Annotated in this window: 13 protein-coding genes; 10 read left to right on the top strand and 3 right to left on the bottom strand. The window is 73.7% G+C overall.

What is annotated here, in order from left to right; genetic code table 11:
* Positions 1-7 precede the first annotated feature (7 nt).
* From ACGF8A_RS04210 to ACGF8A_RS04200, 3 genes are all read right to left on the bottom strand, one after another.
* Positions 8-853, bottom strand: coding sequence for an SMP-30/gluconolactonase/LRE family protein (locus tag ACGF8A_RS04210; RefSeq protein WP_393104033.1), 846 nt, complete (start codon positions 851-853; stop codon positions 8-10).
* On the bottom strand, positions 850-1623 hold the full coding sequence (locus ACGF8A_RS04205; RefSeq protein WP_393104031.1) for an IclR family transcriptional regulator: 774 nt from the start codon (positions 1621-1623) through the stop codon (positions 850-852). Before ACGF8A_RS04205 ends, ACGF8A_RS04210 begins: the two co-directional genes overlap by 4 nt.
* 195 nt (positions 1624-1818) lie before the next feature.
* Complete coding sequence (locus ACGF8A_RS04200) at positions 1819-2439, bottom strand: helix-turn-helix domain-containing protein (protein WP_393104029.1); 621 nt, start codon at positions 2437-2439, stop codon at positions 1819-1821.
* Between the two features lie 74 nt (positions 2440-2513).
* On the opposite strand from ACGF8A_RS04200, the gene ACGF8A_RS04195 reads away from it, so the two are divergent.
* The 10 genes from ACGF8A_RS04195 (at position 2514) to ACGF8A_RS04150 (ending at position 14027) form a co-directional block, all read left to right on the top strand.
* Positions 2514-3239: a DUF2993 domain-containing protein gene (locus tag ACGF8A_RS04195; RefSeq protein WP_393104027.1), complete on the top strand. Its 726-nt coding sequence runs from the start codon at positions 2514-2516 to the stop codon at positions 3237-3239.
* Between the two features lie 118 nt (positions 3240-3357).
* Positions 3358-5715 (top strand): MMPL family transporter, encoded by a 2358-nt coding sequence (locus tag ACGF8A_RS04190; RefSeq protein ID WP_393104025.1) that lies wholly within the window; start codon positions 3358-3360, stop codon positions 5713-5715.
* A 361-nt stretch (positions 5716-6076) separates the two neighbouring features.
* The gene (locus ACGF8A_RS04185; RefSeq protein ID WP_393104023.1) at positions 6077-7162 is read left to right on the top strand and encodes a type III polyketide synthase; all 1086 of its coding nucleotides are present in this window, start codon (positions 6077-6079) and stop codon (positions 7160-7162) included.
* A 70-nt stretch (positions 7163-7232) separates the two neighbouring features.
* Positions 7233-8369 carry a sulfotransferase family protein gene (locus ACGF8A_RS04180; RefSeq protein ID WP_393104021.1) on the top strand — a complete coding sequence of 379 codons (1137 nt, stop codon included), beginning with the start codon at positions 7233-7235 and terminating at the stop codon, positions 8367-8369.
* Positions 8366-8914 carry an adenylyl-sulfate kinase gene (cysC, locus tag ACGF8A_RS04175; protein ID WP_393104019.1) on the top strand — a complete coding sequence of 183 codons (549 nt, stop codon included), beginning with the start codon at positions 8366-8368 and terminating at the stop codon, positions 8912-8914. The genes ACGF8A_RS04180 and cysC overlap by 4 nt, the downstream gene beginning before the upstream one ends.
* Positions 8911-9819 carry a sulfate adenylyltransferase subunit CysD gene (cysD, locus tag ACGF8A_RS04170; RefSeq protein ID WP_393104017.1) on the top strand — a complete coding sequence of 303 codons (909 nt, stop codon included), beginning with the start codon at positions 8911-8913 and terminating at the stop codon, positions 9817-9819. Before cysC ends, cysD begins: the two co-directional genes overlap by 4 nt.
* Entirely contained in the window at positions 9819-11204 is a 1386-nt protein-coding gene (locus ACGF8A_RS04165; RefSeq protein WP_393104015.1) for a sulfate adenylyltransferase subunit 1, read from the top strand. The genes cysD and ACGF8A_RS04165 overlap by 1 nt, the downstream gene beginning before the upstream one ends.
* Positions 11191-12336, top strand: coding sequence for an ABC transporter substrate-binding protein (locus ACGF8A_RS04160; protein ID WP_393104013.1), 1146 nt, complete (start codon positions 11191-11193; stop codon positions 12334-12336). Before ACGF8A_RS04165 ends, ACGF8A_RS04160 begins: the two co-directional genes overlap by 14 nt.
* A 19-nt stretch (positions 12337-12355) precedes the next feature.
* On the top strand, positions 12356-13144 hold the full coding sequence (locus ACGF8A_RS04155; protein WP_393104011.1) for an ABC transporter ATP-binding protein: 789 nt from the start codon (positions 12356-12358) through the stop codon (positions 13142-13144).
* Positions 13131-14027 (top strand): ABC transporter permease, encoded by an 897-nt coding sequence (locus ACGF8A_RS04150; RefSeq protein ID WP_393104009.1) that lies wholly within the window; start codon positions 13131-13133, stop codon positions 14025-14027. Before ACGF8A_RS04155 ends, ACGF8A_RS04150 begins: the two co-directional genes overlap by 14 nt.
* Positions 14028-14051 lie beyond the last annotated feature (24 nt).

The following is a 14051-nucleotide window of genomic DNA, read 5'->3' as shown; positions in this document are numbered from 1 at the left end:
CAGGCCCCTAGCCCGCGAACGGCGGCTGGGCCAGGCCCGTTCCGGCGCCGGGGAGCACCAGCAGCGAGCCGGACAGCGGCGTCGGGGAGGTCAGACCGGTGCGGGCCGTCGTGATGTACAGGTCCGTCAGGTCCGCACCGCCGAAGGCGCAGGCCGTGGGGCGGGGAACCGGCAGGCGCAGCACCCGGTCCAGCTCGCCGGCGGGCGTGTAGCGGCGTATCGCCCCTCCGTCCCACAGGGCCACCCACACACAGCCGTCGGCGTCGACCGTGAGGCCGTCGGGGTATCCGGCGCCCTGCTCGATCTCCACCAGGGTGCGGCGGCGGCCGACCCGGCCGTCGGCGTGGTCGAAGACGTCGACGCGGCGGGTCGGGGAGTCGACGTAGTACATGAGGCGGCCGTCGGGACTCCAGCCGGTGCCGTTGCTCACCGCCACGTCGTCGAGGACGACCTCCACCGAGCCGTCGGGCGCGACGCGGCTGAGCGTGCCGCCGCCCGGCGCCTCGTCGTAGCGCATGGTGCCCGCCCACAGCGCGCCGTCCGGCGCCACGGCGGCGTCGTTGGCACGGCGGCCGGGGACCGGGTCGTGGTGGAGCCGGCGGAAGGTGCCGTCCGGGTCCAGCAGGCCCACTCCGTCCCGCAGGCTGAGGACCATCCCGCCGCCCGCGCGCGGCTTGGCGGCGCCGATGTGCTGGTGCGTGGTGCGGGTCGTACGGCGGCCGGTGGCGGGGTCGTAGGTGTGCAGCCGGCAGCCCAGGATGTCGATCCAGATCAGCCGGCCGGCGTGCGTGTCCCACGTCGGGCCCTCCCCCAGCACCGCCTCGGCGCGCACCGCCACCTCGCAGGGCGTCATACGGCGCTCCGGTGGCCCAGTCGTCCGGACAGCTCCATCGCGCCCTTCACGGCCAGCTGTTCCAGCTCGGCGCGGCGCTCGTCGCTCCAGCGGATCATCGGCACCGAGATGGAGAGGGCGGCCACCACCTGGCCGGTGCGGTCACGGACCGGAGCGGCGACGCAGGAGACGTCCGGGTTGGACTCACGGCTCTCCACCGCGACGCCCCGCTGCCGGATCCCGGCGAGGGCCGCGCGCAGTGCCGCGGGGTCGGTGATGCTGTTCGGCGTCATCGCGGTGAGCGCGGCGCCGTCGGGCAGGCGGGACGCGAGCTCCTGCTCGGGCAGGGAGGCCAGCAGCATCTTGCCGACGGAGGTGCAGTGGGCCGGCAGGCGCCGGCCGGCCGCGGAGACCATGCGCACGGCGTGCGTGGAGTCGACCTTGGCGATGTAGATGACGTCCGTGCCCTCCAGGATCGCCACGTGCACGGTCTCGTCGCAGGTCTCGGCGACGGACCGGGCGACCTGCCCGCCCTCGGCGGCGAGGTCGAGCTGCTCGGCGTAGCGGCTGCCCAGCTGGTACGGCCGTACGCCGAGCCGGTAGCGGCCCGGCTGGCCGGGGATCTGCACGATGTACGACCGGGCGGCGAGTGTGGTGACCAGCTCGTGCACGGTGGTGCGCGGCAGCTGGAGCTTGCGCACGATGTCGGGGGCGGAGAGCGTGCCGTCCCCGTCGAGGAAGAGCTCCAGGATGTCGAGAGCCCGGGTCACGGCAGGTACGAGGCGTCCCACGGCCGGCCCCCTCCCTTGCGTTCTGAGACTTGCGTCTGCGGCCTACGGCTGGGTGTGCTGCCGGGTCGGGTGCTGCGTCGACCTGGGCACTGCGTTCGAAATTTCAACATGCGGCCGGAATGGCGAACACAGGCTACTCATGGAGTGTTTGCCGGGGCAATGGCCTCGCGGGGTCCCTGCCGGGGCGGTGCGGGTTCAGCCCGCGCGCAGGTGACCGAAGGCCGTGCGCAGCAGTTCCCCGGCGACGGCCGCGCCGCGCTCCTCCTCCGGCAGGGCAGCGTACGTGAACAGCGCCGAGCGGATCGCGCCGATCGCGGCCCGCGCGAGCACCGCGGCCCGCAGGGGCGTGGCCGCCTCGGGCTCCTGCCGTGCGAGACGTTCCCGCACGGCCTGCGTGAGCTCGGTCTCGAACTGGCTGAGCACCGGCAGGAACTGACGCAGCGGCCGGCCGGGGAAGCGCTGCGGCGGGCCGCTGAACATCAGGCCGACACCGCCGTCGGCCACGAGGTCAAGGGCCGCGCCCAGCACGGCGGAGTACGGGTCCTCCTCGGCGGGCCGGGCGATCACCCGGGCGCGCATGACCGGGGCGAGGTCGAGGGTCTCGTCGAGGACGAGGTCCTCCTTGGAGGGGAAGTAGCGGAAGAACGTCCGCTCGGTGACCCCGGCGGCCGCCGCGATGTCGCGCACCGTGGTCCGGGCGTACCCGCGTTCCTCGAACATGCGGTGCGCCGCCTCCTGGAGGGCCTTGCGCGTGGCCGCCTTGTGCGCCTCGCGCCGGCCGCCGGACGCGGCGTGGGGAGTGTCGAGGGTTGCCATGTGAGGAGTATCGCAGGCGGAAAACCGACGGTACAGAATCTGTCAGTCATGACACTTTCGCTATGCTGTCAGTCATGACACTTTTTCGGAGGGGGCGTACGGCCCGCGGCGGGGGCTCGCGGCGGGCCCGGCTGGTCGCCCTGGGCGCGGCCGGCGCGGTGCTGGCGGCCGGAGGTGTCGCCGAGGCGGTGGCACGCGACCGGGCGGCCGACCGGCTCGCGGACCGTATGGAGCGCCGGCTGCACACGGCGCTGGACGTCGGCTTCGGCCCGACGCCGGTGATGGTGCAGCTGGCCCGCGGATCCTTCTCCCGGGTCGAGGTCTCCGGCGAGGGCGCGACCTTCCGCCGGTTCACCGGGGTGGATCTGCATGCCGAGCTGGACGACGTGGTGCGCACCGGCGACGGGCTGTCCGTGGCCGACACCCGGGTCAGCGCCGAACTGGCCGGCGCCGCGCTCGCGGACGCCGTCGCCACCATGACCGGGGGCGCGCTGGGCACCGCCGCCGTCATCCCCGACCCCGGCACCGGCGAACTCGTCGTGCACGCCGGGCCCGCCGGGCGGATCGCCGTCGGTTTCCGGCCGGAGCTGCACGAGCGGGGCATCCGCTTCGAGCGCACCACGGTGAAGGTGGGCGAGCGCACGGTCCCGGACGCCCTCGCCGCCCAACTGCTCGGCGGGACCCCGCGGGAACTGGACCTGTCCGGGCTGCCGCTCGGTCTGGAACCGGAGCGGCTCGCGGTGACGGCGAGCGGGCTGCGGCTGGAGCTGGCGGGAGGGAGTACGACCGTGAAGGCCTGAGCCCGCCCGGCGCCGGCCGCACCCGCCCCGGCCCGGCTCCCGGGGCCCACCCCGGCCGTCGTCCCCTCCCCGAGGACCACCCCCACCGCACTGCCACTACTGCACGAGGAGCATCTCCGTGGCGACTTGGCTCTATCGGCTCGGCCTCGGCGCGTACCGCCGCCGGCGGCTCGTCCTGGCGGCCTGGCTGGCCGTGCTGGCCGGTGCCGTCTGCGCGCTGGTCGCCGTGGGCGGCAAGCTGGACAACGAGTTCACGATTCCCGGCTCCGAGTCCCAGCGGGCCCAGGACACGATGGCCGAGGACTTCCCGGCGGCGGCCGGGACCAGCGCGCAGATCGTGTTCACCGCTCCCGAGGGGGGTGAGGTGAGCGATCCGCGGACCGCACAGGCGATCCGGCGCACGCTCACCGCCGCGCGGGACGCCCCGCAGGTCGCGGCGGTCGTCCCGCCGGAGCGCGCCGGGACCGTGACTCCCGACGGGCGGACCGCGCTGGCGCAGGTCAACTACGACGTGAGCCGTTCCGCCCTGGACGACGGCACGCTCGACGCGCTGGAGGAGACGACGCGGGCCGCCGAGGAGGCCGGGCTGGAGGTGTCCGTCGGCGGACAGGCGTACGGCAACGGCGTGCTGACACCGAGCGTCCTCGAACTCCTCGGCGTGGTCGTCGCGCTGGCGGTGCTCGCCGTCACCTTCGGCTCGCTGCTCGCCGCCGGGATGCCCCTGCTGACCGCGTTCGCCGGCGTCGGCACCTCGCTAGCGGGACTGCTGGCGGTGTCCTCGGGGGTGACGGTGTCGTCGACCGCGCTGAGCCTCGCGCTGATGCTGGGGCTGGCCGTGGGGATCGACTACGCCCTGTTCGTGCTGTCCCGGCACCGAACGCAGCTGGCCCGGGGAATGGATCCGCGCGAGTCCGCGGGACGCGCGGTCGCAACGGCGGGCAGCGCGGTGGTCTTCGCGGGGACCACGGTCGTCATCGCCCTGCTGGGGCTGATGGTCGTCCGCATCCCGTTCCTCACCGTCATGGGCCTGAGCGCGGCGGCGACCGTGCTGATCGCGGTGCTGGTCGCGGTGACGCTGCTGCCGGCGCTGTTCGGCCTGGCGGGCGCCCGGCTGCGACCGAGCCCGGGGTCACGGGCGGCGCGGCGGGCCACGGCGGCGCCGCGGGCGGGCACCCGCGAAGCCGGGGACAGGGGCGCGGGCGGGGACGGGAACGTCACCGGCGCACACGGGGACGGCACGCCCGGCAAGGAAGGCCCACACGGGGACGGGAACGCGCCCGTCCCGCTCGACGGGGACTCCCCGCCCCGGCCGCCGTCCGTCATGGGGCAGCGCTGGGCCCGTCTCGTCACCCGCCGCCCCCTCCTCGTCGTCCTCGCCGCCGTCGCCGCCCTGGTCACCCTCGCCGTCCCCGCCGCCGATCTGCGCCTCGCGCTGCCCGACAACGGCACGGCCGCGCACGGGACGTCGCAGCGCGAGACCTACGACACCGTCGCCGGCACCTTCGGCCCGGGATTCAACGGCCCGCTGCTGGTGCTCGCCGAGGCGGGCACACAAGGGGAGGCCGGACAGCGGCAGGTGGCCGCCGTGGCCGGGCGGTTGCGGCAGGTGCCGGGTGTCGTGAAGGCCGGGCAGCCGCAGTACGCGCCCGGGACCGGGCGGGCGGTGATCCAGGTCGTGCCCGAGGGCGGCCCGCAGGACGAGTCCACGCGGGATCTGGTCGACGCCGTCCGCGGCGACGCCGCCGCGATCGAGCGGGAGACCGGCGCCACCGTCTCCGTCACCGGCACCACCGCGATCGGCATCGACGTCTCCGACCGGCTGAGCGCCTCGCTGCTGCCGTTCGCGGCCGTGGTGGTGGGCCTGTGCCTGGTGCTGCTGCTGCTCGTCTTCCGGTCACTGGTCGTGCCGGTCAAGGCGACGGCCGGCTTCCTGCTGTCGGTGGCGGCGTCCTTCGGCGCGGTCGTGGCGGTGTTCCAGTGGGGCTGGCTCGCGGACGCGCTCGGCGTGGCCAGTACCGGACCGGTCGTCAGCTTCCTGCCCATCGTGCTGATGGCGGTGCTTTTCGGACTGGCGATGGACTACGAGGTGTTCCTCGTCTCCGGCATGCGCGAGGAGTGGGTGCGCACCGGGCGGGCCCGGGACGCCGTGGTGGACGGCGCCGGGCATGCCTCCCGGGTGGTCACTGCGGCGGCGTTGATCATGTTCTTCGTCTTCGCCAGTTTCGTGACCACGCAGGACGCCATCGTCAAACCCATCGCCTTCTCCCTGGCGTTCGGTGTGCTGGTGGACGCCTTCGTCGTGCGGATGACGCTGGTGCCGGCGGTCCTCGCCATGGTGGGCCGCGGCGCGTGGTGGCTGCCACGGCCGCTGGAGCGGCTGCTGCCCGACCTGGACATCGAGGGGGCCCGGCTGGACGGCGAACCGCCCGAAGAACCCGTACGCGCACTGACCGAAATCAAAGCGGGCACTGGCTGAAATAGCGCAGATATAACCACGTCGGCCTGTCTCTCGCGTTCACCGGGAGACAGGCCGGTATCTTTTGCCGTTAATTATTCGCGCCGAAGAATTTAACAGCGGAACATTTGATTCCAGTGAAGCGCGTGTGCTTGACTGAGGACATCGAATCGACATCCGGTTCGAACGGGGGAGAGCTGACCACTCTTTCTTCTGTCTTCGTACGCCCTGCCGGCGTACTTCACCGAGCGCCATTTCAGCGGTCTGGCCTGCGCAAAGACGCCCGGGCCGACCGCTTCGGCACGCACGATTCCCTCTCCCGTCTTTCGCCCGAGCGGCTGTTTTCCGCTGCCCGAAACTGACCGAAACAAAGGAATCACGCATGCATCTCGAAGAGAAAATCGCTCCCGTCCGACGTGCGGCGCGCACTGCGGCGCGCCCTGTCATCACCGGTTCCTCACATTCATTTCCGGGCGCCCGGAACAGCCAGGACGAGCTGTGGCAGGACTTTTTCCTCGAGCACTACGACGGTTTTCCGCTGGCCCGCCGGATATTCGAGAATTCCGGCATCAGCTCCCGCTCGACCGCCGTGGACCCGCGCGCCGAGAAGGAGGTGTCGGGCTGGAGCACCGGACAGCGCATGGCCCGTTACATCGACGAGGCCGTCCCGCTCGGCAGGCGCACGGTCGCGGACGCCCTGGAGTCGGCGGGCCTGGCCCCGCAGGACGTCGGCCTGCTGGCCGTGGCGTCCTGCACCGGCTACACCACACCGGGACTGGACTTACGGCTCGCCGACGAACTGGGCATGAGCAGCAAGGTGCAGCGGCTGTTCATCGGCCACATGGGCTGCTACGCCGCCGTCCCGTCGCTGGGCGCCGTCTCCGACTTCGTCGCCTCCCGTGGCCGCCCGGCGGTGCTGTTGTGCCTCGAACTCACCTCGCTGCACGTCCAGCCGCCCTCCCGGGACATCGAACAGATCGTGGCGCACGCCCTGTTCGCCGACGCGGCCGCCGCCGTCGTCCTGGAGCCCGACGCGGACACCGGCTACGAGGTGATCGACGTCGTCGCGGTCACCGACCACTCCACCGCCGACCACATGAGCTGGCAGATCACCGACCTCGGCTTCAAGATGGGCCTGTCGCCCAAGGTCCCGGACGTGCTCGCGCAGCACGTCGGCGAGGTGGTCCGCGACCAGCTGCTCGCCCCGCACGGGCTGACCCCCGAGGCGGTCACCGGCTGGGCCGTGCATCCGGGCGGCAAGCGGATCCTGGAGGTCGTCGGCGAGCGCCTCGCCCTGCCGGCCGGCGCGCTGGACGCGTCGTACGGCGTCCTCGACGAGTGCGGCAACTGCTCCTCGCCCACCGTCCTGATGGTCCTGCAACGGCTGCCCCGTACCGAAGGCCCCGTGGTCGCCATGGCCTTCGGACCCGGCCTGACGCTCTACGCGGCCCTGCTGCGCCGCTCCTGACGCCGTCGACGCACCTTCCCGCACCACCCGTGGACACCACCCCAAGGACGCACGGAAGGAACAGCTGCGCATGCCCACCCCGACCTCACCGGCCCCGGGCCAGGTCTTCGTCACCGGCACCGGCCGCTGCGGCTCCACCCTGGTCTCCGAGCTGCTGCGCGAGCACCCCCAGGTCCTCAGCCTGTCGGAGCTCTTCAACCACCTCACGGACATGTACCGGATCACCGCCCGGGTCTTCCCCGAAGGCCCGCTCACGGCAGCGGAGTTCTGGCGGATCCTGTCCTCCCGCAACGCCGTGAACAAACTCCTCACCGCCCATGGCCTCGCCCCCGGGGAAGTCCTCTACCGCCCCTCCCCCACCACCCGCTTCCAGGCGGACACCGGCGTCCCGGCAGTCCTCCTCACCACGCTGCCCCACCTCACCGAGACCCCGGACGAGCTGTACGACGAACTGGAGGCGGCCGTCGCCGGGTTCCCGGACGCCGGGGCCGGCGCGCACTACCACCGCCTCTTCGGCTGGCTGTGCGCCCGCTTCGGCAAGACCCTGTGGGCCGAGCGCAGCGGCGGCTCGCTGATCCTCGCCTCGCAGTTCCGTGAGCACTTCCCCGACGCCCGCCATCTGCACATCGTGCGCGACGGCCGGGACACCGCCCTGTCCATGAGCCGGCACACCGGCTTCCGGATGGCCGCCGTGGTGATGGCCCTGCACCTGACGCTGGGCCACGACCCGTACGCCGAGGAGCCGGCCCTCGACACCGAGCTCGACCTCGGCTTCGTACCGGAGGAGCTGCTGCCGTTCCTGCCGGAGCGCTTCGACGCCGAGGCCGTACGGGACTACCGGGTCCCGGTGTCGCTGTTCGGCACGTACTGGGCCGACGAGATGAAGCGCGGCATGGCGGCGATGTCCGAGCTGCCGCCGGAGAACGTGCTGCACCTGTGGTACGAGGACCTGCTCGCCGCGCCCGAGGAGTCCCTGCACCGCGTCGGTGAGTTCCTCGGCACCGATTTCGTGGACGCGGACTGGGTGCGCAGGTGCGCGGCCAAGGTGGGCGCGCCCTCGTCGTCCTGGCGGGACCTGCCCGGCGCCGAGCGGGAGGAGCTGGAGCAGGCGTGCGCCCCCGGCTTCTCGGTGCTCGCCGCGCACGGCGTCGCCCCCCTGGCCGCCACGGCGGCCCCGGCGGCCCCGGCGGCGAGGAGCGGCGCATGAGGACCCCGCCGACCCGGGGTGGCACGGTCTGGCTGACCGGCCTGCCCAGCTCCGGCAAGACGACCCTGGCCCAGGCGCTGGCCAGCCGGCTCACCCGGGAGGGGCATCGCGTCGAGGTGCTCGACGGCGACGAGATCCGCACCTTCCTCAGCGCCGGCCTCGGCTTCACCCGCGAGGACCGCGACACCAACGTGCAGCGCATCGGCCTGGTCGCCGAGGTGCTGGCCCGCAACGGCATCCTGGTGCTGGTCCCGGTCATCGCGCCGTACGCCGACAGCCGCGAGGCGGTCCGCAAGCGGCACGAGGCGAGCGGGACGCCGTATCTGGAGGTGCATGTCGCCACCCCGCTCCAGGTGTGCGCGGTGCGCGACGTGAAGGGCCTGTACGCGCAGGCCCGCGCCGGGCGGCTGTCCGGGCTGACCGGCGTCGACGACCCGTACGAGCCGCCGCGGTCGCCGGACGCCAAGGTGGAGACGCAACTCCAGTCCGTCGCCGAGTCGGTGGACGTCGTGCACGCGCTGATGGCTGAGCGGGGGCTGCTGTGAGCACCGTGGCCGCCCGGCTCACACACACCGACGTGCTGGAGTCCGAGGCGGTGTACATCTTCCGCGAGGTGGCCGGCGAGTTCGAGAAGCCGGTGCTGCTGTTCTCCGGCGGCAAGGACTCCGTCGTCATGCTGCATCTGGCGCTGAAGGCGTTCGCGCCGGCGCCGCCGCCGTTCGCGCTGCTGCACGTGGACACCGGGCACAACTTCCCGGAGGTGCTGGCGTACCGGGACCGTGCGGTGGCCGCCCATGGGCTCACCCTCCATGTGGCTTCCGTACAGGACTACATCGACCGGGGTGTGCTGCGGGAACGTCCCGACGGCACCCGCAACCCGCTCCAGACGCTTCCGCTGCTGGAGGCGATCCGGGGCGGCGGCTTCGACGCGGTGTTCGGCGGCGGGCGGCGCGACGAGGAGAAGGCCCGCGCCAAGGAGCGGGTGTTCTCGCTGCGCGACGAGTTCGGCACCTGGGACCCGCGCCGCCAGCGGCCCGAGCTGTGGCAGCTGTACAACGGCCGCCATCTGCCCGGCGAGCACGTGCGGGTGTTCCCGCTGAGCAACTGGACCGAACTGGACGTGTGGCAGTACATCGCCCGCGAGGGCATCGAGCTGCCGTCCATCTACTTCGCGCACGAGCGCGAGGTCTTCCTGCGTTCCGGCATGTGGCTGGCCCCGGGCGACTGGGGCGGCCCCAGGGACGGCGAACCGGTGGAGAGACGCCGGGTGCGCTACCGCACCGTCGGCGACATGTCCTGCACCGGCGCGGTGCTGTCCGAGGCGTCCGGCGTCGACGAGGTGATCGTCGAGATCACCGCCTCCCGGCTCACCGAACGCGGCGCCACCCGCGCCGACGACCGGCTGTCGGAGTCCGCGATGGAGGACCGCAAGCGCGAGGGGTACTTCTGATGACCGCCGACCTGACGGCTTTCGGCCACCCCCCGCACGTCACCGCCGCCCTGATGATGCGCGGCATCTTCCAGGAGGCCCGGTCCCGGCTGACCGCCGCGACCGGCGCACAGGAGGGACACATGAACCCCATGCCCACCTCCCGGCCCGGCGAGGCGCCGGTGGCCGAGGCGGACCTGCTCCGCTGGGCCACCGCCGGCTCGGTGGACGACGGCAAGTCCACCCTCGTGGGACGGCTGCTGCACGACTCCAAGTCCGTCCTGGCCGACCAAATGGAGGCCGTCGCCCGCGCGTCCTTGGGCGAGGGACCGGACCTCGCCCTGCTCACCGACGGGCTGCGCGCCGAGCGTGAGCAGGGCATCACCATCGACGTGGCGTACCGCTACTTCGCCACGCCCCGCCGCCGGTTCATCCTGGCCGACACCCCGGGCCACGTGCAGTACACCCGGAACATGGTCACCGGCGCCTCCACCGCCGCCCTCACCGTGATCCTCGTCGACGCCCGCAAGGGCGTGGCCGAGCAGACCCGCCGGCACGCGGCCGTGGCGGCGCTGCTGCGGGTGCCGCACGTGGTGCTCGCCGTCAACAAGATGGACCTCGTCGGCCACGAGCAGTCCGTGTTCGCCGCGGTCGCCGGGGAGTTCACCCGGCTCGCGGCCGGGCTCGGCATCCCCGAGGTCACCGCGATCCCGATCTCCGCGCTCGCCGGGGACAACGTCGTCGAGCCGTCCCCGCGCATGGCCTGGTACGGCGGCCCGACCGTCCTGGCCCATCTGGAGAACGTGCCGGTCACCGAGAACACCGCCGGCGCGCCCGCCCGCTTCCCCGTCCAGTACGTCATCCGCTCCGGCGGCACCCGCCTGTACGCGGGTCAGCTCGCGGCCGGTGAGCTGCGGGCCGGCGACCGGGTCACCGTGCTGCCGTCCGGGCGGACCACCACCGTCACCGGCGTCGACGTCCTCGGTGCCCCGGCCGAGTCGCTGTGCTCCCCGCAGTCGGGCGCGCTGCGGCTGGCCGACGACCTGGACGTCTCCCGGGGCGACCTGATCGTCCCGGCGGCGGCGCCGCCCGTGGTGTCCCGGGACGTCGAGGCGGCCGTGTGCCATCTGCACGAGCGGCCGCTGCGGCCCGGGGACCACGTGCTGCTGAGGCACACCACGCGGACCGTGCGCGCGGTCGTCCGGCGGATCGAGGGCGCCGGACGGCTGGAACTCAACGAGATCGGGCAGGTGGCGCTGCGCACCGCCGGGCGGCTGGCGTTCGACCGCTACGAGGACAGCCGGCGCACCGGCTCCTTCGTGCTGATCGACCCGGCCGACGGGGCCACGCTGACCGCGGGCATGGTCGGCGCGACCGTTCCGGGGACCCCCGATGCGGCTCCCTGAGCGCAGCCGTACGTCCCGCCGCTCGCGGCGTCCGCTCCGCGCGGCCCTGGCGCTGCTCCTGCTGCTCCTGGGCGCGGCGGGCTGCGGCTACGGGTCCCGGGCGCCGGGGGTGGCGGCCGCACCGGCCGCCGGCAGTGGGCCGCCGCTGTCGGCGCAGACCGTCTCGGTCGGCTACTTCGCCAACGTCACCCACGCCACCCCGCTGGCCGCCGTCCAGCAGGGCTTCCTCACCCGGGAGCTGGGCGGCACCCGGCTGCGCACCCAGGTGTTCAACGGCGGCCCCACGGCGCTGGAGGCGCTCAACGCGGGCGCCGTGGACATCGCCTGGATGGGCCCGTCGCCCGCGATCAACGGCTTCCTGCGCTCCGGCGGCCGTGGGCTGCGGATCGTCTCCGGCGCCGCGTCGGGCGGAGTCGCGCTGGTCGTCGACGCGGACGCCGGCGTGCGCGGCAGTGACGTCCGGGGGCTGCGGATCGCCACGCCCGAGGCGGGCAACACGCAGGACGTGGCCCTGCTGCACTGGATCCGGGAGCAGGGCTGGGAGATCGACCCGCACACCGGCCGGGGGGACGTGACGGTCGTACGGCAGTCCGTCAAGGAGATCCCCACCAGCTTCCGGCGCGGCGCGATCGACGGGGCGTGGGTGCCGGAGCCGGTGGCGGCGCAGCTCGTCGCCGACGGCGGGCGGGTGCTGCTGGACGAGGCGGACCTGTGGGAGGGCGGCGCGTTCGTCACCGCCCTCGTGGTGGTCAGCCCCTCCTTCCTGAGGGACCATCCGGACGTCGTCGAGGCCGTGCTGCGCGGCGCGGTACGCACCAACGCCTGGCTGAAGAGCCGGCCCGCCGAGGGCCGGGCGGCCGTCAACCGGGCCATCGAGTCACTGACCGGCCGCCCGCTGCCGGAGCGGGTCCTCGACGCGGCCTGGCGGCACGTCCGTCTCACCGCCGACCCGCTCGCCGCGACCCTCGCCGAGGAGGCCGACCGGGCCGAACGGCTCGGGCTGCTCGGCGGCAGCCGTGCCGCCCTGGACGGAATCTTCGATCTGCGCCCCCTCAACCGGGTCCTCGCCCGGCGCGGCGAGGCGGCCGTGGACGACGCCGGGCTCGGTGTCGTGGCCGCTCCGGGCTCCTGAACGCGAAGGAAGTGATCCCATGTCAGAAACGATGCTGCACACCGGCGCACCGGCCCGTCCCGTCCCGCCGGCCGAGGCGGAGCGCGCGGCCGTACGCCTCACCCGTGTCTCCAAGTGGTTCGACACCGCCGGGCGCCGCCAGACCGTGCTCGACGACATCGGGCTGACCGTCGGCCGCGGCGAGTTCGTCTGTGTGCTGGGTGCCTCCGGCTGCGGCAAGTCCACGCTGCTCAACCTGGTCGCGGGACTGGACCGGCCGTCCACCGGCGCCATCGACGTGCCCGGCGGGCGGCGGCCCGCGCTGATGTTCCAGGACCACGCCCTGTTCCCGTGGCTGAGCGCCGGGCGGAACGTCGAACTCGCGCTGCGGCTGCGCGGGGTGCCCCGGCGCGACCGGCCCGGCGAGGCGCGGCGGCTGCTCGACCTGGTCCGGCTGAAGGACGCGTACGGCAAGCGGATCCACGAGCTGTCCGGCGGGATGCGCCAGCGCGTCGCCCTGGCCCGCGCGCTGGCCCAGGACGCGGACGTGCTGCTGATGGACGAGCCGTTCGCCGCGCTCGACGCCATCACCCGCGACGTGCTGCACGGGGAACTCACCCGCATCTGGGCGGAGAACGGCCTGACCGTCCTGTTCGTCACCCACAACGTCCGCGAGGCGGTACGGCTCGGGCAGCGGGTCGTGCTGCTGTCCTCCCGGCCGGGCCGGATCGCCCGCGAGTGGAGCGCCCACGGCACCCCGGAGGCCGCGCTGACGGCCCTGGTCACCGACGCGTTACGGGAGGAGATCCGCCGCCATGGCCGCCGGTGAGTTGGTCGTGCCCCGGAAGGTGCGCGAGACGGCGGCCGTCGAGGCGGGCCTGGACGCGCTGGACAGCGCCCCCGCCGGGTCCGCCAGGACACCCGTCGGGCGGCTGCTGCGGCAACGGCTGGTGCCGCCCCTGGTGGCCGTCGTGCTGGTGCTGCTCGCCTGGCAGGCCGCGTACGAGGCCCGGCTCAAGCCGGACTATCTGCTGCCCTCCCCGGCCGACGTGGGACGGGCGCTGTCCGGTCAGTGGTACGAGGGGACGCTGTTCTCCACGGTGTGGACCAGCATGGAGCGGGGCGCGCTCGGCTTCACGGCGGCCGTGCTGCTGGGGACCGCGCTGGGCCTGCTGCTGAGCGCGGTGCGGCCGGTCCGGGTCGCGCTCGGGCCGGTGCTGTCCGGACTGCAGTCGCTGCCGTCGGTGGCGTGGGTGCCGGCCGCGGTGGTGTGGTTCGGGCTGACCGACGCGACGATCTACGCGGTGATCCTGCTCGGTGCCGTGCCGTCCGTAGCGAACGGGCTGCTGGCCGGGGTCGACCAGGTGCCGCCGCTGTATCTGCGGGCCGGGCGGGTGCTCGGCGCCACCGGGGCCGCGCGGGTGCGGTACGTGCTGCTGCCGGCCGCGCTGCCCGGCTACCTGGCCGGCCTCAAACAGGGCTGGGCGTTCTCCTGGCGGTCCCTGATGGCCGCCGAACTCATCGCCAGTTCCCCGGAGCTGGGGCTGGGGCTCGGCCAGCTCCTGGAGAACGCCCGCTCCTACCAGGACATGGCACTGGTGCTCGCCACCATCGGGGAGATCCTCGTCGTGGGCATCGCGGTGGACCTGCTGCTGTTCGCTCCGCTGGAACGGCGGGTGCTGCGGTCCCGGGGCCTGGCGGGGGCCCGTTGACGGGGGCGCCGGCGGGGGCGCCGG

Origin of the sequence: Streptomyces sp. NPDC047706 (genome assembly GCF_043204795.1) — a bacterium.
Lineage (GTDB): Bacteria > Actinomycetota > Actinomycetes > Streptomycetales > Streptomycetaceae > Streptomyces.
This window is presented reverse-complemented; position numbering and strand designations above follow the sequence as displayed.